We start from the raw sequence: 19,665 nt of genomic DNA on the forward strand, positions 1-19,665 counted from the left end.
GTCGGGTGGGGTGCGGTTGTTGACGCGGGCGCGGCCGTGGGTGCGGGGTGGTCGTCCGCGTCGTGCCGGCGTTTCCTCCTTCGGCATGAGCGGGACGAATGCTCATGTGATCATCGAGGAGGCACCCGACGAACCCGAACCGGCCGCCGAACGCCGGACCGAGCGGCCCCCCGCGGTGCCGCTGCTGCTCTCCGCCCGCACCGGGCCCGCGCTGCGCGCGCTCGCCGCCCGGCTCGCCGCGCTGCCCGACGTCGACGACGTCGACCTCGGATACTCCCTGGCCACCACCCGCAGTCCGCTGCCGTCCCGCGCCGTCGTGGTGGCGCACGGCACCGGGACCGCCCGCACCGGGCTCGACGCGCTGGCCGCCGGCGAGCCCAGCCCCGACGTCGTGACCGGCACCGCCGCGGGCCTGCGCGACCGGGTGGTGTTCGTGTTCCCCGGACAGGGCTCCCAGTGGCCCGGCATGGCCCGGGAGCTGCTGCGGACCTCACCCGTCTTCGCCAAGCGCCTGGGCGAGTGCGCCGACGCGCTCGCCCCGTACGTCGACTGGTCCCTGCTGGACGTCCTCACCGGCGAGCCGGGCGCACCCACCCTGGACGACGTGGACGTCGTCCAGCCGGCGCTGTTCTCGATGATGGTGTCGCTGGCGGAGGTGTGGCGCGCGCACGGCGTCACCCCGGCGGCCGTCCTCGGGCACAGCCAGGGCGAGATCGCCGCGGCCTGCGTCGCCGGGGCGCTGTCCCTGCCGGACGCGGCCCGCCTCGTCGCCCTGCGCTCCCGGGCCCTGCGTCGGCTCGCCGGCCAGGGCGGCATGGTGTCGCTGGCGCTGCCCGAGGCCGAGGTCCGCGAGCGGATCGCCCGCGACGGCCTCGACCTGTCCGTCGCGGCCGTCAACGGGCCGTCCGCGACCGTGGTCTCCGGCCCGGTGGCCCCCCTGCACCGGCTGCGGGACGCCTGCGAGGCCGAGGGGGTCCGGGTCCGGGTGATCCCCGTCGACTACGCCTCGCACTCGCCCCAGGTGGACGCGCTCCGTGCCGAGTTGGCCGAACTGGCCGCGCCCGTCGTCCCGCAGCAGGGACCGGTCCGGTTCTTCTCCACCGTCACCGCGGATTTCCGGGACCACCGGGAACTGGACGCGGACTACTGGTTCCGCAACCTGCGCGACACCGTCGAGTTCGCGCCGGCGGTCGACGCGCTCGTCGCCGCCGGGTACGACGCCTTCGTCGAGGTCAGCCCGCACGCGGTGCTCACCCTCAGCATCGAGGACACGGTGCAGCAGGCCGGGGCCGACGTGGCCGTCGTCGCCACCCTGCGCCGCGACGAGGGCGGCCCCGCACGGCTCTACCGGCAGCTCGGCGAGGCGTTCGTCCGCGGGGTGCCGGTCGACGTGTCCACCGCGTTCGAGGGCGCGCGCCGGATCAGCCTGCCCACGTACCCGTTCCAGCGCCGCCGGTTCTGGCCGGACCGCCCCCGCGGGGCCGGCGACGTCGGGGCGGCCGGCCTCGTCGCCGCGGCGCATCCGCTGCTCGGCGCGGCCCTGCCGCTCGCCGACGCCGACGGGGTGGTGCTGACCGGCCGGCTCGCCCTCGACACGCAACCCTGGCTGGCCGACCACCGGGTCGGCGGCCGGGTGCTGCTGCCGGGGACCGGCTTCCTCGAACTGCTCGGCCGGGCGGGCGACGAGGTGGGCGGCACCGTCGTGGAGGAGCTGGTCCTACAGGCCCCGCTGGTGCTGCCCGCCACCGGACCGGTGCAGGTTCAGGTGCACGTCGACGCCACGCCGGAGGCTGGCCGCTGGACCGTCGCGGTGTACTCCCGCCCCACCGGACGCGACCGGTGGGACCGGCACGCCGAAGGACTGCTCGGCCTCGCCACCACCGCCGTCACCCCCGACGCCGCGTTCGGGCAGTGGCCACCACCGGATGCGACGGCGGTGGATCTCGCCGACACCTACGCCGGGTTGGCCGCGCGGGGGCTCGAGTACGGCCCCTCCTTCCGCGGTCTGCGTCGGGTGTGGCGCGCCGCCGACGCGGTCTACGCCGAGGTGACCCTGCCCGCCGACGCCGGAACCGCCGCGGGCGACTACCTCCTGCACCCGGCCCTGCTCGACGCCGCCCTGCACGCCGCCGGAGCCGGTGGTCTGCTGCCAGCCGACGGTGCCGCCCGGCTGCCCTGGACCTTCGGCGGCGTACGGGTGCACGCCACCGGCGCGGCGGCGTTGCGGGTCCGCCTGACCTCCCCTGCGCCCGGGACGCTGCGCCTCGGCGCGGTCGATCCGAGCGGCGCGCCCGTGGTGTCGGTCGACTCGCTGACCCTGCGCGCAGTCGACGACGGCCAGGACACCGACGTCGACGACGACCTGTACACCGTCGACTGGACCCCGGTGACGACGCCACCCGTCCCGGCCGCCACCGACAGGTGGGTCGTCGTCGGCCCGTCCGACGTCGACGCGGCGCCCGGACCGGTCTACCCCGACCCGGACGCGCTGCGCGCCGCGCTCGACGCGGGCACCCCGGCCCCGGAGCTGGTGATCGTCTTCTGCCCGGCCGCCGCCGGTGACACCCCGGCTGCCGTACGCGCCGTCGTGCTGGGCGTGCACGCCCCGCTCGCCGCCCTGCTCGCCGAGCGCCGGCTCGACCGGTCCCGGCTGGTCGTCGTCACCCGGGGCGCGGTCGCGGCCCTGCACCGCGACGAGCTGCGCGACCTCTCCCACGCGGCGGTACACGGCCTGGTCCGCACCGCCCAGTCGGAGAACCCCGACCGGATCGTCCTGATCGACACCGACGGGGACGTCCCGTACCCCCTGCTGGCCGCCCTGGCCGGCACGGACCATGTCGAACTCGCGGTCCGTGGCGGGACGGCCCTGACGCCGCAGCTCCGGCCGGTCGCCGCGCGGGCCCGCCTGCGGACGCCCACCGTGGTCGGCCCGTGGCGGCTGGAGGCCCCCGGCAGCGGCTCCCTCGACGCCCTGGCCCTGGTGTCCCGGCCGGAGTGCGCCGCGCCGCTGGCCCCGGGTGAGGTCCGGGTCGCCGTCCGTGCCGCCGGGGTCAACTTCCGGGACGTGCTGATCACGCTCGGCATGTACCCCGATCCGGCGCTGCTCGGCAGTGAGGCCGCCGGCGTCGTCCTGGAGGTGGGCGCGGAGGTCACCGGACTGTCCCCGGGTGACCGGGTGACCGGCCTGTTCACCGGAGCGTTCGGCCCGCTGGCCGTCACGGACCAGCGGATGCTGACCAGGGTGCCCGCCGACTGGTCGTTCACCGAGGCCGCGTCCATGCCGATCGTGTTCCTCACCGCCTGGTACGCGCTGCACGACCTTGCCGGGTTGCGCAGCGGGGAGCGGCTGCTGGTGCACGCCGCCGCCGGTGGTGTCGGCATGGCCGCCGTGCAACTGGCCCGGCATCTCGACGCCGAGGTCTACGGCACGGCCAGCGCCGGGAAGTGGGAGGTGCTGCGCGCCCAGGGCCTGCCGGAGGACCACATCGGCAACTCCCGCGACCTGTCGTTCGCCACCCGCTTCCCGGCCCGGATGGACGTGGTGCTCAACAGTCTCGCCGGAGAGTTCGTCGACGCGTCGCTGGGCCTGCTCGGCCCCGGCGGGCGGTTCGTGGAGATGGGCAAGACCGACGTGCGCGACCCCGACGCGGTCGCCACCGCCCACGCCGGCGCGCGCTACCGCGCCTTCGACCTGGTGGAGGCCGGCCCCGACCGGATCCAGCAGATGCTCACCGAACTGATGCTTCTGTTCGCCGACGGCACCCTGCACCTGTTGCCCACCCACGTCTGGGACGTCCGCGAGGCGCCGGAGGCGTTCCGCCGGATCAGCCGCGCCCAGTACTCCGGCAAGGTCGTGCTGACCGTGCCGCAACCCTGGGACCGGCACGGCACCGTCCTGGTCACCGGCGGCACCGGCACCCTGGGCCGGCTGCTCGCCCGCCACCTCGCCGACCAGGGGGTCCGGGACCTGCTCCTGGTCAGCCGTTCCGGGCCGGACGCCCCCGGGGCGCGGGAACTGGTCGCCGACCTCGCCGCCCGGGGCGCGAGCGCGACCGTCGCCGCCTGCGACGCCGCCGACCGCACGGCGCTCGCCGGCCTCCTGGCCACCGTGCCGGCCGACCGTCCCCTCACCGGCGTGGTGCACGCCGCCGGGGTCCTGCACGACGGGTTGGTCGGTTCCCTGGGTCCGTCCGACTTCGACGAGGTGCTGCGGGCCAAGGTGGACGTGGCGGCGAACCTCGACGAGCTGACCCGCGACCGGGACCTCATGGCGTTCGTGCTGTTCTCCTCGGCGGCCGGTCTGCTGGGCGCTCCCGGCCAGGGGAACTACGCCGCCGCGAACACCTTCCTGGACGCGCTGGCCGTGCGCCGACGGTCGGCCGGTCTGCCCGCCGTCTCCCTGGCGTGGAGCCTGTGGGCGCAGCGCAGCACCATGACCGGGCATCTCGGCGACACCGACCTCGACCGGATGGCCCGGGGCGGCGTGGTGCCGCTGGGCAGCGACGAGGGACTGCGGCTGTGGGACGCGGCGCTGCGGCTCGCCGACCCGGTCCTGGCGCCGATGCGCGTCGACCGGAGGGCACTGCGGGACGCGACAGGTGACGGTGTCGTGCCCGCCCTGCTGCGGGGGCTCGTCGGGCCGGTGGCGGCCAGGCCGACGGCACGGGCCGCCACCGACGTCGACGCCCCGGCCCAGCACTATCTCGCGCTGGCCCCGGCCGACCGCGCCCGCGCGCTGTTGGAACTGGTCCGTGGCTCCGCCGCCGCGGTGCTCGGCCACGGCGACGCCGGTGAGATCGACGCCGACCGCGCCTTCAAGGACCTGGGATTCGACTCGCTGACCGCGGTGGAGCTGCGCAACCGGCTGAACACCGCGACGGGACTGCGCCTCCCGGCGACCCTCATCTTCGACAACCCCAGCCCCGCCGCCCTCGCCGCGATGCTGGACCGGGAGTTGCAGCCGGAGCCGACGACCCCGGACGAGGACCCGGTCGAGGCCGAGTTCCGTCGCCTGCTGACGACCGTCCCGGTGCAGCGGTTCCGGCAGGCCGGCCTCTACGACGCCGTCCTGCGCCTCGCCGACCAACCGGAGCACGACGGTGCGGACGACGGACCGGCCGGTGACGTCGACGCCATCGACGAGCTTGACGTCGCCGCGCTGGTCCAGCGGGCGATGGGCACACCGCAGTCCTGATCCACCGGGCACGCCGCGGTGGCGTGCGGACCGGTCGAGCCCTGGGAGAGACACGATGAAGGTGGTCATCATCGGTGCCGGCGTCAGCGGAACGCTCACGGCGGTCGGCCTGGCCCGGGCCGGACACGACGTGCAGGTGTTCGAGCGCGCCCCGGAGCTGCGCGACGGCGGCAACGGCGTGATGGTCTGGCACAACGGCACCGGGATCATGAAGGACCTCGGGCTGCGGTTGGACGGGCTGGGCCGCCGCATCGACGCCGCCGACGTGTGGTCGTACGACGGTCGTCCGTTGATGCGCACCGACATGGCCCGGATCGCCGACGAGCTGGGCACGCCCGGCCTGGGCGTGATGCGCGGCCGGGTCATGGAACGCGCGGTGGAGGTGCTGCCGCCGGGCACCCTGCGGTTCGACAAGCGGTGCATCCGGATCGAGGAGGTCGGGACCGGCCGCGACGCCCACGTCGTGGCCCACTTCTCCGACGGCACCACGTGCACCGCGGACCTGCTCATCGGCGCGGACGGGTACCGCTCCGTGGTCCGGCGACACCTGTTCGGTGACGTCCTGCCCCGCGCCATGGGCCTCGCCTCGTGGCACGGCACCACCAAGGTGCCGATCCGGCTGGAATCCGAGCACGTGGTGCCCACCTACTACGGCAGGGTCGGGCTCTGCACGATCCACCCGGTGGGGGAGGGCCTGATCCACTGGGCGTTCGAGGTGCCGTGGCAGGGGGCGCTCCAACACCTCCCCGCCGGCCGGGAGGCGGCCGACGCGAGCGAGCGACCGCGCGCCGGTTCCCGCCTCGCCGCCCTGCGCAAGGACTTCGGGACCTGGGCGGCACCGGTGCGGGAGCTGCTCGACGCGATCGGCGAGGACGACATCGGCGTGGCACCGCACCTGCTCCACCGGGTCGACGGGCCGTGGGGCCGGGGCCGGATCACCCTCGTCGGCGATGCCGCGCACGTGGTGCCACCCCGGGTCGGGATGGGCGTCAACCAGGCGCTCGAGGATGCCTGGGTGCTCAGCCGGGTGACCGCCACCGGTGACGACCCGGCCGCCGCGCTGCGCCGCTACGAACGGGCCCGCCGTCCCCGGGCCAAGCGGATCCACTCCACCGCCAAGATGATGCAGCGCGTCAACCCGCTGCTGCTGCTCCTGCGCCGCACCCGCAGGGGCCTGGACGGCACGAAGATGCTGCGCGCCAACATCCTGCGCGGCAGCAGCTTCCTCAACGACGACGTGCGCTGACCCCCGCTCACACCACGACGAAAGCGAGAACCAGGTGCCGCACCCCGCGCCGATCCGCCCGCTGGTGGAGTTGCTGTCGGAGCACGCCGAGCGGTTCCCCGACAAGGTGGCCTACCGCGACGACTCCAGGGGGGTCGGTTACCGGGACCTCGAGCGACGCACCGGCCGGCTCGCCGGCCACTTCGCCGCGCTGGGCGTGGCCCGGGGCGACCGGGTGGTGCTGATGCTCGGCAACAGGGTCGAGCAGGTCGAGGGCTACCTCGCGGTGCTGCGGGCGGCCGGGGTCGGTGTGCCGGTGAGCCCGCTGGCCACGGCCGACGAGCTCGGCTACCTCGTGTCGGACAGCGGCGCCCGGCTGGTGGTGGTCGACGCGGCCCGCGCCGACGAGGTGCGCGCGGTGCTGCCCCCGGGGGTGACCGTGCTGGCCGGCGGCCCCGGGCAGTCCGGTGCGCTGGCCCTCGACCGGCTCGCCACCAGCGAACCGGACCGTCCGGCCCGGGACGACCTCGGGTTGGACGAGGTGGCCTGGATGCTCTACACGTCGGGGACCACCGGTCGCCCCAAGGGGGTGCTGTCGACCCAGCGCAGCTGCCTGTGGTCGATCCGCTCGTGCTACGAGCCGCTGCTGGGCCTGCACGCCGACGACCGTCTGCTGTGGCCGCTGCCGTTGTTCCACAGCCTGTCGCACATCGTCGCGGTCGTCGGGGTGACCGCGGTCGGCGCGTCGGCGCGTATCCTCCCCGGGTTCTCCGCCGAGCAGGTCACCGCCGAACTGGCCGAGGGCGGGTACACCGTGCTGGTCGGTGTTCCGACGATGTACCACCACCTGGCCCAGCGGGCCCGACGCGACGCGGTACGGGTGGACGGCCTGCGCGCCTGCCTGTGCACCGGCGCGGTGGCCAGCCCCGGCCTGCGCGCTGCGTTCCTGGAGGCGGTGGGCGTACGGCTGTCCGACAGCTACGGAAGCACCGAGACCTGTGGTGCCATCACCATGTCCCCGCCGGACGCCCCCGTGCCCGACGGCTCGTGCGGGTTGCCGGTGCCCGGCCTCGACGTCCGGCTCGTCGACCCCGACACCGGCGCGGACGTGCCCCCGGGTGCCCAGGGCGAGGTGTGGGTCCGTGGCCCGAGCGTGATGCTCGGGTACCACGACCAGCCGGAGGCCACGGCCGCGGCGCTGCGCGACGGCTGGTACCGCACCGGTGACCTGGCCCGCCGGGACGAGGCCGGGCACCTGACGATCAGTGGCCGGATCAAGGAACTGATCATCCGGGGTGGTGAGAACATCCACCCCGGCGAGGTCGACGAGGCGCTGCGGGAACTCGCCGGGGTGACCGACGCGGCGACGGCCGGTGAGCCCGACGAGGTGCTGGGCGAGCAGCCCGTCGGCTACCTGGTCCTCGATGCGGCCCGGCCCTTCGACGTGCCGGCCGCCTTCACCGCCCTGCGGGCCCGGCTCTCGTACTACAAACTGCCGGTCGCCCTCTACGCGGTGCCGGAGATCCCCCGGACCGCCTCCGGGAAGATCATCCGACACCGGTTGGCCGAGACCCCGGCGCGACTGCTCGGCGTGCCGGGCCGCCACGAGGCGCTGTTCCGCCTCGACTGGGTACCCGCCGACACCGACCCGGCCGCCGACGCCGACGCCGACACCGCCCCGGCCACCGACGCCGACGGCACGGACCGGACCGCGGCGGCCGTGGTGGACCTCACCCCCGTCCCCGATCCCGGGCGGCTGCGCGACGCGGTCGGGCACGCCGCCGGACTCCTGGAGGAAGTACTCGCCGGCACCGGCCCGGTGGTCGTGGTGACCCGGGGCGCGATCGCCGTCCGCCCCGGTGAGGTGCCGGAACCCACCGCCGCCGCGGTGCACGCCATGGCCGCCGCCATGGCCGCCGCCGACCCGGACCGCGTGACCCTGCTCGACGTCGACGAGCCGACGGCGACACCGGCCGCCGTCGCCGGTCGGGGCGGTGAGCACCGCCTGGCCGTACGCGCCGGGAAGGTGTACGTGCCCCGGCTGGCCCGCGCCGCCGCCGACGGCGTACCGGCATTCGACCCGGACGCCGTGGTGCTGGTCGCCGGGGCCCGTCCCCGGGGCATCGCGCTGCGCCTCGCCACCCGGCACGCGGTCCGCCGCCTGATCGTGACCACCGCACCCGACGGCCTGACCGACCTGCTGGCCGGCCTCGGCGTCGAGGTGACCGTGCTCCCGGCCGGCCTGGACGATCCCGGGGCGCTGACCGCGGCCCTCGCCGCGGTGCGCGACCGGCAGCCGTTGGCGGCCGTGGTGCACACCTCGGCCGACGAGGACCCCGAAGGGGCGTGGCACCTGCACCTCGCCACCGCCGGGGCGGACGCTCCCGCGCTCGTGCTGTTCACGACGGCGGCAGCCGCCCTCGGCGTACGGGACACCCCGCTGCGGGCCGCGACCGCCGGCTTCTGCACCGCCCTGGCCCACCACCGCCGGTCGCGCGGCCTGCCCACGGTGAACCTCGCCTGGGGTCCGGTGTCCACGGAGGACCCCACCGGCTGGCCGGACGGCTGCGGCCTGTTGACGCCCCCGCAGGCGCTTGGACTGTTCTCCGTCGCCATGCTGGCCGACCAGCCGGAACTGCTGCTCGTCCAGCTCGACACCGACGGGCTCGGCGATCCGGCCCGGACGCCGTCGGTGCTGCGGGGGCTGGTCCCGCCGGCCGGCTCCGACGCACTGGCGCAGCGGCTGCGCGGCCTGCCGGGTCCGCAGCGTGAGCCGCAACTGCTGCACATCGTGCTGACCGAGGTGGCCGCCGTACTGGGGCTCCCGGCCGACGCCCAGGTGCCACCGGAGCGGACCTTCAAGGACCTCGGCGTCACCTCCACCACCTCCGTCGAACTGCGCAACCGGCTCGTCGCCGCGACCGGACAGCGACTAGCGGTGACGGTGGCCTTCGACCACCCGTCGCCGGCGGCGCTCGCCCGGCACCTGACGGCGGAACTGTCCGGCCCGGTGGACCCCGCCGGGGACGCCCCGCCGCCCGGCCCGCCGTCCGACCCGGCGGAGCCGATCGCCATCGTCGCCATGAGCTGCCGGTATCCCGGCGGCATCGACTCACCGGAACAGCTCTGGGAACTCCTCACCGACGGCCGGGACGCGATGGGGGGTTTCCCCACCGACCGGGGCTGGGACCTGGACCGGCTCTACGACCCCGACCCCGACCGGCCCGGCACCAGCTACGTACGCACCGGCGGCTTCCTGGACTCGGCCGCCGCCTTCGACGCCGAACTGTTCGGCATCTCGCCGCGCGAGGCGCTCGCCACCGACCCCCAGCAGCGGCTGCTGCTGGAGATCTCCTGGGAGGCGTTCGAACGGGCCGGGATCAACCCGCGCGGGCTGCGCGGCAGCCGGGTCGGCGTGTTCGCGGGCGCGATGTTCCACGACTACGCCACCCGGCTCGGCCGGATCCCCGAGGACATGGAGGGACTGCTGACCGCCGGCACCGCGGGCAGTGTGCTGTCCGGGCGGATCGCCTACACGTTCGGCCTGGAGGGGCCGGCGCTGACCGTAGACACGGCGTGTTCCTCGTCGTTGGTGGCGGTGCACCTGGCCGCCCAGGCCCTGCGCCGGGGCGAGTGCACGCTCGCGCTGGCCGGTGGGGTGGCGGTCATGGCGACCCCCGACCCGTTCCTCGAGTTCAGCCGCCAGCGGGCGCTCGCCGCGGACGGCCGGTGCAAGCCGTTCGCCGCCGCCGCCGACGGCACCGCCTGGGGCGAGGGGGCGGGTCTGCTCGTGCTGGAACGACTCGCGGACGCCCAGCGCAACGGTCACCCGGTCCTGGCGGTGCTGCGCGGGTCGGCGGTCAACCAGGACGGTGCCAGCAACGGCCTGACCGCGCCCAGCGGCCCCGCACAGACCCGGGTGATCCGGCAGGCGCTCGCCGACGCCCACCTGACCCCCGCCGAGGTCGACGCCGTCGAGGCGCACGGCACCGGCACCCGCCTCGGTGACCCCATCGAGGCGCAGGCGCTCATCGCCGCGTACGGCCGGGACCGGCCGGCGGACCGGCCGCTGCTGCTCGGCTCGGTCAAGGCGAACATCGGGCACACCCAGGCCGCGGCGGGAGTCGCCGGGGTGATCAAGATGGTCATGGCGATGCGGTACGGCATCCTGCCGAAGACCCTGCACCACGACGCGCCCACCCCGCACGTGGACTGGTCGGCCGGCACCGTCACGCTGCTCCCGCACCCCGTGCCGTGGCCGGTGACCGACCGCGCGCGGCGGGCGGGTGTCTCCTCGTTCGGGCTCAGCGGCACCAACGCGCACGTCATCGTCGAGGCCGCCCCGGCCGGGCCGCCCACCGGCCCGGCGGAGCCGTCCGGGCCGGCGACCACCCCGATCGCCTGGCCGCTGTCCGGGCGGTCCGAGGAGGCGCTGCGGGCACAGGCGGCCCGCCTGGCCGGGCACGTCGACCGGCACGACGACCTGCGCCCCCGGGACGTCGGCTGGTCGCTCGCCACCACCCGGGCACCGCTGGAGCACCGGGCGGTCGTGCACGGGCTCAACCGCACCGAACTGCTCGACCGGCTCAGGGCCGTCGCCGACGGTGCCACGTCACCGGGCGTGACGACCGGCGTCGCGGCGGGCCGCCCCCGGGTGGCCTTCGTCTTCCCCGGCCAGGGCACCCAGTGGCCGGGGATGGTGGCGGAGCTGCTGGAGACCTCCCCGGTGTTCCGCGACAGCGTGCGGCGCTGCGACGCGGCACTGCGCGAGTTCCAGGACTGGTCCGTGCTGGAGGTGCTCGGTGGCGCGCCGGGCGCACCCTCCCTGGAGCGCATCGACGTGGTCCAGCCCGCGCTGTTCACCACGATGGTGTCGCTCGCGGCCCTGTGGCGCGCGTACGGCGTCGAACCGGTCGCCGTGGTCGGGCACAGCCAGGGCGAGATCGCCGCGGCGTACGTCGCCGGGGGGTTGACCCTGCGCGACGCCGCCCGGATCATCGCGCTGCGCAGCCAGGCCGGGCAGACCCTGGCCGGGAAGGGGGGCATGACGTCGGTCCTGGCGCCCCGACCGGAACTGGCGGACCGGCTGCGGCGGTGGGACGGCCGACTGTCCATCGCGGCGATCAACGGGCCGACGGCCGTGACGGTCTCCGGCGACCGCGAGGCGCTGACCGAGCTGGAGGCGAGCCTCGACGCCGACGGCATCCGGGCCCGGCGGATCCGGGGCATCGACACCGCCGCCCACTCGCCACAGGTCGACGCGCTGCGCACCCACCTGCTGGACGTGCTGGCGCCGGTCGCGCCGACCGCCGCGCCGATCGCCTTCTACTCGACGGTGACCGGCGCGCGGTGCGACACCGGCACTCTCGATCACGACTACTGGTACCGCAACATGCGGCAGATCGTGGAGTTCGAGCCGGCCATCCGGGCGTTGGCCGCCGATCAGGTCACCGCGTTCCTGGAGGTCAGCACCCACCCGGTGCTGCACGCCTCGATCGAGTCGGTGCTGGACGACGTCGGGGTGCACGGCCTGGTGCTGGACACCCTGCGCCGCGACGACGGCGGGCTGCCCCGGATGGTGGCCGCGCTGGCCGAGGCGTACGTCGCCGGAGTCGAGGTGGACTGGGCCCGGGGCGGCGAACCCGGGGCCCGCCGGGTCGACCTGCCGACCTACGCCTTCCAGCAGCGCGACTACTGGCTGCTGCCGGAACCGGACACCGGCGACCCCGTCGCGCTCGGGCTGACCCCCGCCGATCACCCCCTGCTCGGCGCGGCCGTCGACCGGGCCGGCGGGCAGGGTGTGCTGCTCACCGGCCGGCTCTCGGCGGCCACCCACCCCTGGCTGCCCGTCGCACCGGACCCGGTGCCCGCCGAGGTGCTCGTCGAACTCGCCCTGCGCGGGGCCGACGAGGCCGACTGCGACCGGATCGACGACCTCACGGTCGACGTCCCCCTGCTGCTGTCCGCGCGGGACGGCACCCAGATCCAGGTGACGGTGGGTGAGCCCGGACCGGCGGGGGAGCGCCAGGTGGAGATCTTCGCGCGTGCGCAGGACCCCGCCGCCGGGCACCCGTGGACCCGCCACGCCCACGGCACCGTCGGCCGCCGGCTCGGCCCGGTGCCGTCGCCGGACCTGGCGGACTGGCCACCGGCGGGTGCCGTCGAGGCACCGACCCCCGGCACCGACGACGGCCCGTCGCAGGTGTGGACCCGGGGGGACACGGTCTGGGCCACGATCCGGCTACGGGAGCCCACGGCGGGCTTCGGCATCCACCCGGCCCTGCTCACGGCCGCCCGGCAGGTGTCGGCGGCGGGGCGCGACCGGGTACCGGTCGGCTGGCACGGGGTGAGCCTGTACGCCACCGGCGCGACCGAGCTGCGGGTCCGGGTCACGCCGGGCGGGGACGACACGATCGCCCTGGTCGCCGCCGACGTCACCGGGGCACCCGTGCTCACGGCCGAGACGGTCCGGTTGGCCGCGCCCGGAAGCGTCCCGGGTGCGGCAGCGGTCGTACCCCGGGAGTTGTACCAGCTCGCCTGGACCACCCTGCCGGCGCTGCCGCCCGCAGGACGACTCGCCGTCCGGTCGGTCGACGAGGTGTCGACCCTGCTGGCCGACCCCCGGGCCGACCTGCCCGACGTCGTCGCGGTCGACGTCGCACCCTCCGCCGCCACCGGCGTCGCCGAGGCCGTCCGCACCGCCACCCACGGGGTGCTGCGCCTCGTCCAGGCGTGGCTGGCCGACGGGCGGACCTCCCGGGCCAGGCTGGTGGTGTGCACCCACGACGCGAACGGGGGCGACCTGCCCGGTGCCGCGGTGTGGGGCCTGGTCCGGTCGGCGCAGTCCGAGGAGCCGGGCCGGTTCGTGCTCGTGGACCTCGACGACGACCCCGGATCGGTGGCCGTGCTGCGCGCCGCCGTGGACACCGGTGAGCCACAGCTCGCCCTCCGCGGTGCCACGGCGAGCGTGCCCCGCCTCGTCCGGAACCCGGCCGCCCCGACCACCGGCGGACCGACCCGCACCGGTGGTACGGCGCTGATCACCGGGGCCACCGGCGCGCTCGGTCGGTTGGTGGCCCGGGACCTGGCCGAGCACGGTGACGTCGACCATCTGCTGCTGGTCAGCCGCGCCGGTGCCGACGCCCCCGGTGCGCGGGAACTGGCCGACGATCTCACCGCCGCCGGTGTCGGGGTCACCGTCGTCGCCGCCGATGCCGGGGACCGCGACGCCCTGGCCGCGGCGATCGAACGCATCCCGGCCGAGCATCCCCTGGCCGTGGTGGTGCACGCCGCAGGCGCCCTCGACGACGGGCTCGTCGGCGCGCTGACCCCCGCCCGGATCGACCCGGTGCTGCGTGGCAAGGTCGACGGCGCCCTCCACCTGCACGACCTGACCGCCGGGCAGGAGCTGCGGGAGTTCATCCTCTTCTCCTCGATCGCGGGCACGGTCGGCACCGCGGGACAGGCCAACTACGCCGCCGCGAACGCCGTCCTCGACGCCCTGGCCCGGCACCGCCACCGGCAGGGCCGTCCCGCGCTCGCGGTGTCGTGGGGCCTGTGGGCCGCCCGCAGCGAGATGACCGCCCATATCGCCGAGGCGGACCTGCGCCGGATCGGGGGCGGGGGGATCGCGCCCCTGTCCGACGGGCACGGTCTCGCCCTGTTGCGCGCGGCCCGCGCCACCGGCGAGCCGGTCCTGGTGGCCGCGGACTTCGACCTGCCCGAGCTGCGCGACCTGGCGCTCGCCCAGACCCTTCCGGCGGTGCTGCGGGACCTCGTGGGCACGCGGGTACGGCGGACCGCGGCGGCCGGTGCCACCGGCCCCGCCGGGGGCGGCTCGGAGCTGGCCCGGCAACTCGCCGCGCTGCCGCCGGCCGAGCGCCGGGCCAGCGTCGAGGACCTGGTCCGGACCCAGGCGGCCGCCGTGCTCGGACACGACTCGCCCCGCCGGCTGTCACTCCTGCGCCCGTTCAAGGACCTGGGCTTCGACTCGCTGACCGGGGTGCAGCTACGCAACCGCCTGCGGGCGGCCACCGGGCTGCAACTGGGCAGCACCCTGGTGTTCGACCACCCGACCGGGGAGGCGCTCACCTCCCACCTGCTCGGCCTGCTGCTCGGCGAACAGGCAGGCGACGCCGCGCCGGCCGCCGTGCCGGACGCCGCGGAACCGGTCGCCATCGTCGCCATGAGCTGCCGCTTCCCGGCCGGGGTGCGGTCACCGGAGGAACTCTGGCAGGTGCTGGTCGCCGGGACCGACGCCGTCGCCGGATTCCCGGCCGACCGGGGCTGGGACCTGGACAACCTCTGGTCGCCGGAACCGGGCCGCCCCGGCACCACGACCACCCGCTCCGGTGCCTTCCTCTACGACGCCGCCGACTTCGACGCCGAGTTCTTCGGCATCTCACCCCGCGAGGCCACGGCGATGGACCCGCAGCAGCGGATCCTGCTGGAGACGGCCTGGGAGGCGTTCGAACGCGCCGGCGTCGACCCGGCCACGGTGCGGGGCAGCCGGACCGGCGTGTTCATCGGGGCCAACGGGCAGGACTACGTGACCCTCATGCAGGGTGCCGAACGCGGTGGCGAGGGCTACCTGATCACCGGCAGCGCCACCAGCGTGATGTCCGGCCGCATCGCCTACCAGTTGGGTCTCGAAGGCCCCGCGCTCACCGTGGACACCGCCTGCTCGTCGTCGTTGGTGGCCCTGCACCTGGCCGCCCAGGCGCTGCGGGCCGGCGAGTGCGAGCTGGCCCTCGCCGGCGGTGTCACCGTGCTGTCGACCCCGGGCGCGTTCATCGAGTTCAGCAGGCAGGGCGGCCTCGCCCCCGACGGCAGGTGCAAGACCTTCGCCGCCGCCGCCGACGGCACCGGATGGGGCGAGGGCGCCGGACTCCTGCTCGTCGAGCGGCTCTCCGACGCCCGTCGCCACGGCCATCCGGTGCTGGCGGTGCTGCGCGGCTCGGCGGTCAACCAGGACGGCGCGTCCAACGGCCTCACCGCGCCCAACGGCCCGAGCCAGCAGCGCGTCATCCGGCAGGCGCTGGCGAACGCCCGGCTCACCGGTGCCGACGTCGACGTGGTCGAGGCGCACGGCACCGCCACCACGCTCGGCGACCCCATCGAGGCACAGGCGCTGATCGCCACCTACGGCCAGGACCGGCCGGCGGAGCGGCCCCTGCGTCTCGGCTCGGTGAAGTCCAACATCGGGCACACCCAGGCCGCCGCGGGCGTGGCCGGGGTGATCAAGATGGTCCTCGCCCTGAACCACGGCCTGCTGCCCCGGACGCTGCACGTGGACGAACCCACCCCGCACGTCGACTGGTCCGCCGGGGCGGTCACGCTGCTCGACGAGGCCGTGCCCTGGCCGCAGACCGGTCGTCCGCGCCGGGCCGCCGTCTCGTCGTTCGGCATCAGCGGCACCAACGCCCACGTCATCCTCGAACAGGACACCGCCCCCACCCCCGCCCGACCGGCGACCACCGGGGCGGACCGGCCGATGCCCTGGCTGCTGTCGGCGGCGACACCGGCCGCGCTCCGGGACCAGGCCCGCCGCCTGCTCGCCCACGTCACGGCCGAACCCGCCCACCGTCCGGCCGACGTCGCCGTCGCCCTGGCCACCACCCGCGCCACCCTGCGGCACCGGGCGGCCGTGACCGCCGTCGACGCCGACGGGTTCCGCGCCGGCCTGATGGCCCTCGCCCGGGGCGAGGCGACCACCGAGGTGGTGACGGGCGTCGCGGAGGAGGAGACCGGCCCGCTGGCGTTCCTGTTCGGCGGGCAGGGCGGCCAACGCCCCGGCATGGGCCGGGAACTGGCCGCCGCGTATCCCGTCTTCGCCACCGCCCTCGACGAGGTGCTGACCCAGCTCGACCAGCACCTCGACCGACCGTTGCGGGCGGTGCTGGAAGCCGGGGAAGGGTCGGCCGGGGCCGGGCTGATCGACGAGACGGGCTACACCCAGCCGGCGATCTTCGCCTTCGAGGTGGCGCTGTTCCGCCTGCTCGACCAGCTCGGCGTACGCCCCGCCGTCCTGGCCGGTCACTCCGTCGGCGAGTTCGCCGCCGCCCACGTGGCCGGGGTGCTCTCGCTGCCCGACGCCGCCCTGCTGATCACGACCCGGGGCCGGTTGATGCACCGGATCACCCGGCCCGGGGCGATGGCCTCGATCGAGGCGACCGAGGAGGAGATCCTCGCCGACCTGCTGCCCGGGGCGGATGTCGCGGCGGTCAACGGTCCCCTGGCCGGGGTGGTCTCCGGCGACCACGACGTCGTCGACGCGCTCGTCGCGCTCTGGTCCGGCCGTGGCCGGCGGACCCGACGGCTGCGGGTCAGCCACGCCTTCCACTCCTGGCACATGGACGAGATCAGCGAGGAGTTCCGTCGCGTCGCGCAGAGCGTCCGCTACGGCGCTCCCCGGATCCCGGTCGTCTCCACCCTCACCGGCCGCCCGGCCACCGGCGACGACCTGCGCACCGCCGACTACTGGACCCGTCACCTGCGGGAGGCCGTCCGGTTCGCCGAGGCGGTCCGGGCCGTCGAGGCGACGGGCGTGGGCGGCTTCGTCGAGATCGGCCCGGACGCGGTGCTCTCCGCGACGGTCGCCGACTGCCTGACCGGGGAGGAGCCGATCCCGGTGGTCCCGACGCAGCGGCGGTCCCGCCCCGAGGCGCTGGCGTTCGCCACCGCGCTGGCCCGGCTGCACGTCCACGGTCACCCCTGGGACCGGTCCCGGGCCTTCGACGGCCTCGGGGCGTCGCCGGTGCAGCTGCCCACGTACGCCTTCCAACGTCGGCGCTACTGGTGGCCGACGACCCTGACGCAGACCACCGCGACCCCGCCCGCGGTCCGCGACGGCGACGAGTGGTGCTACCAGGTGCGTTGGCGTCCCCTGCCGGAACCGGTCGCGGGGCACACCGGCGGCACCTGGTTGCTGCTCGGCGGGACCGGACCGACGGCTGACGCCACGGCGGCACTGACCGCGGTCGGGGCCCGGGTGGTGCCGCTCGGCAGCCCCGCCGACCTGGCCGACGCCGTCGGCGACGACCCCGTGGCGGGCGTGCTGTCCCTGCTGGACCTGGCGTCCACCGTGGCGCTGCTGCGGGCGCTGGCCGACACCGGGATCACCGCGCCGGTCTGGTCGGTGACCAACGGCGCGGTCTCCACCGGCCCCGGTGACCGGCTCGCCGATCCCGCCCAGGCCGGGGTGTGGGGGTTGGCCCGGGTCGCCGCCCTCGAACTTCCGGACCTGTGGGGTGGCGTGGTCGACCTGCCGCCGGTGCCGGACCCGCGCGCCTGGCAACGGCTGGCCGCCGTGGTGACCGGAACCACCGGGGAGGACCAGGTCGCCGTGCGGGCCTCCGGGGTCGTGGCCCGCCGGCTGGTCCGGGCGACGCCGCCCGCCGCGCCCGCCACGACGTCACCCTGGCCGGGGCGGGGCACCATCCTGGTCACCGGGGGCACCGGCGGCCTCGGTGCCCACGTGGCCAGGTGGCTCGCGGGGCAGGGCGCCGAGCACCTGCTGCTGGTCAGCCGCTCCGGTGCCGCCGCCCCCGGCGCGGCCGCACTCGACGCCGAGCTGACCGGGCTCGGCGTCGAGGTGACCGTCGCCGCCTGCGACGTGGGCGACCGCGAGGCGGTCGCCGCGCTGCTGGCGACGGTACCCGGGGACCGGCCGTTGACCGCGGTCGTGCACACGGCCGGGGTGCTCGACGACGCGGTGCTCACCTCGCTCACCCCCGACCGGCTCGCCGGCGTCGCGTACGCCAAGTCGGACGGTGCCCGGCACCTGCACGAACTCACCGCGGCGCTGGACCTGGACGCGTTCGTGCTGTTCTCCTCGTTCGCCGGTGCGGTGGGTGGCGCGGGGCAGGCCAACTACGCCGCCGCGAACGCCTACCTGGACGCCCTCGCCGAGCAGCGCCGGGCTGACGGCCTGCCCGCGACCGCCGTCGCGTGGGGGCCGTGGGCGGGTGCCGGGATGGCCGCGGCCGACGGCCTCGACCAGCGGCTGGCCCGCGACGGGGTGCGACCGATGGACCCGGCGCGGGCGGTGGAGGTGCTGGCCCGGCTCGTCCGTGCCGGCACGCCTACCACCGTGGTCACCGACCTCGACCAGGAGCGGTTCGCCGCCGGGTTCACCTCCGTACGGCCGAGTCCGCTGCTCGCCGAGCTGGTGCCGGGTGCGCAGCCGCAGCCGGCAGTCCCGGCCGACGGAGCCGACCTGCTGACCGGCACCCCGCCCGCGGAGCTTCCGGAGGCCCTGCTGCGGCTGGTCCGGACCGAGGTCGCCGCGGTCCTCGGCCACGGCGGGCCGGACGACGTCCCGCCCGACCGGGCCTTCCAGGAGATCGGCTTCGACTCGCTGACCGGCGTGGAACTGCGCAACCGCCTGCGGGCGGCCATCGGCAGGCCCCTACCGTCGACACTGGTCTTCGACTTCCCGACGGCGACGGCCCTGGCGCGCTTCCTGCACACCGAACTGGCCGGCGCGGCGGCACCGGCCCCACCGCCCGCCCCGGTTGCCGCCTGTCCGGCGTCGGCCGACGAACCCATCGCGATCATCGGCATGAGCTGCCGTTTTCCCGGTGGTGTGCGGAACCCGGACGAGTTCTGGGCGCTGCTCGACAGCGGCGGGGACGCCCTGGGGCCGTTCCCCACCGACCGGGGGTGGGACCTCGACACCCTGTTCCACCCGGACCCCGACCACCCGGGCACCACCTACGTCCGGGAGGGCGGTTTCCTGCACGACGCGGGTGAGTTCGACGCGGCCTTCTTCGGTGTCTCGCCGCGCGAGGCGGTCGCGATGGACCCGCAGCAGCGGCTGCTGCTGGAGACGTCCTGGGAGGCCATCGAGGACGCCGGCATCGACCCGCTGACCCTGCACGGCAGTGACACCGGTGTGTTCGCCGGGACCAACGGCAGCCACTACGCGGCCCGGCTGCGTTCCGTGCCCCGGGAGGTCGAGGGCTACCTCGGCACGGGCAACTCCGCCAGCGTGGTCTCCGGCCGGGTGGCGTACACGCTCGGTCTGCAGGGACCGGCGATCACCATCGACACCGCGTGCTCGTCCTCGCTGGTGGCGATCCACTGGGCCGCGCAGTCCCTGCTGCGTGGAGAGTGCCGGCTCGCGCTCGCCGGGGGCGTCACCGTGATGTCCTCACCGGAGCCGTTCGTCGACTTCAGTCGGCAGCGGGGGTTGGCGGTGGATGGGCGGTGTAAGGCGTTTGCGGGTGGGGCGGATGGGACGGGT

Annotated in this window: 3 protein-coding genes; all 3 read left to right on the top strand. The window is 75.9% G+C overall.

The window, feature by feature from the left end; all coding sequences use genetic code 11:
- The first annotated feature begins 10 nt into the window (after nucleotides 1-10).
- Nucleotides 11-5,194 carry a type I polyketide synthase gene (locus B5D80_RS30855; protein ID WP_088647456.1) on the top strand — a complete coding sequence of 1,728 codons (5,184 nt, stop codon included), beginning with the start codon at nucleotides 11-13 and terminating at the stop codon, nucleotides 5,192-5,194.
- Nucleotides 5,195-5,249: 55 nt separating this feature from the next.
- Nucleotides 5,250-6,440, top strand: coding sequence for an FAD-dependent oxidoreductase (locus tag B5D80_RS30860; protein WP_088647457.1), 1,191 nt, complete (start codon nucleotides 5,250-5,252; stop codon nucleotides 6,438-6,440).
- Nucleotides 6,441-6,474: 34 nt separating this feature from the next.
- Nucleotides 6,475-19,665, top strand: a 13,191-nt coding sequence (locus tag B5D80_RS30865; RefSeq protein WP_144081816.1) for a type I polyketide synthase, incomplete at its 3' end; no start/stop codon positions are given.

The organism is Micromonospora wenchangensis, assembly GCF_002210435.1.
In the GTDB taxonomy this organism is placed as follows: Bacteria; Actinomycetota; Actinomycetes; order Mycobacteriales; family Micromonosporaceae; genus Micromonospora; species Micromonospora wenchangensis.

What these genes read in the sequence shown, in the direction of transcription:
- B5D80_RS30860 (WP_088647457.1), top strand. Translation starts at nt 5,250, where the DNA reads ATGAAGGTGGTCATCATCGGTGCCGGCGTCAGCGGAACGCTCACGGCG.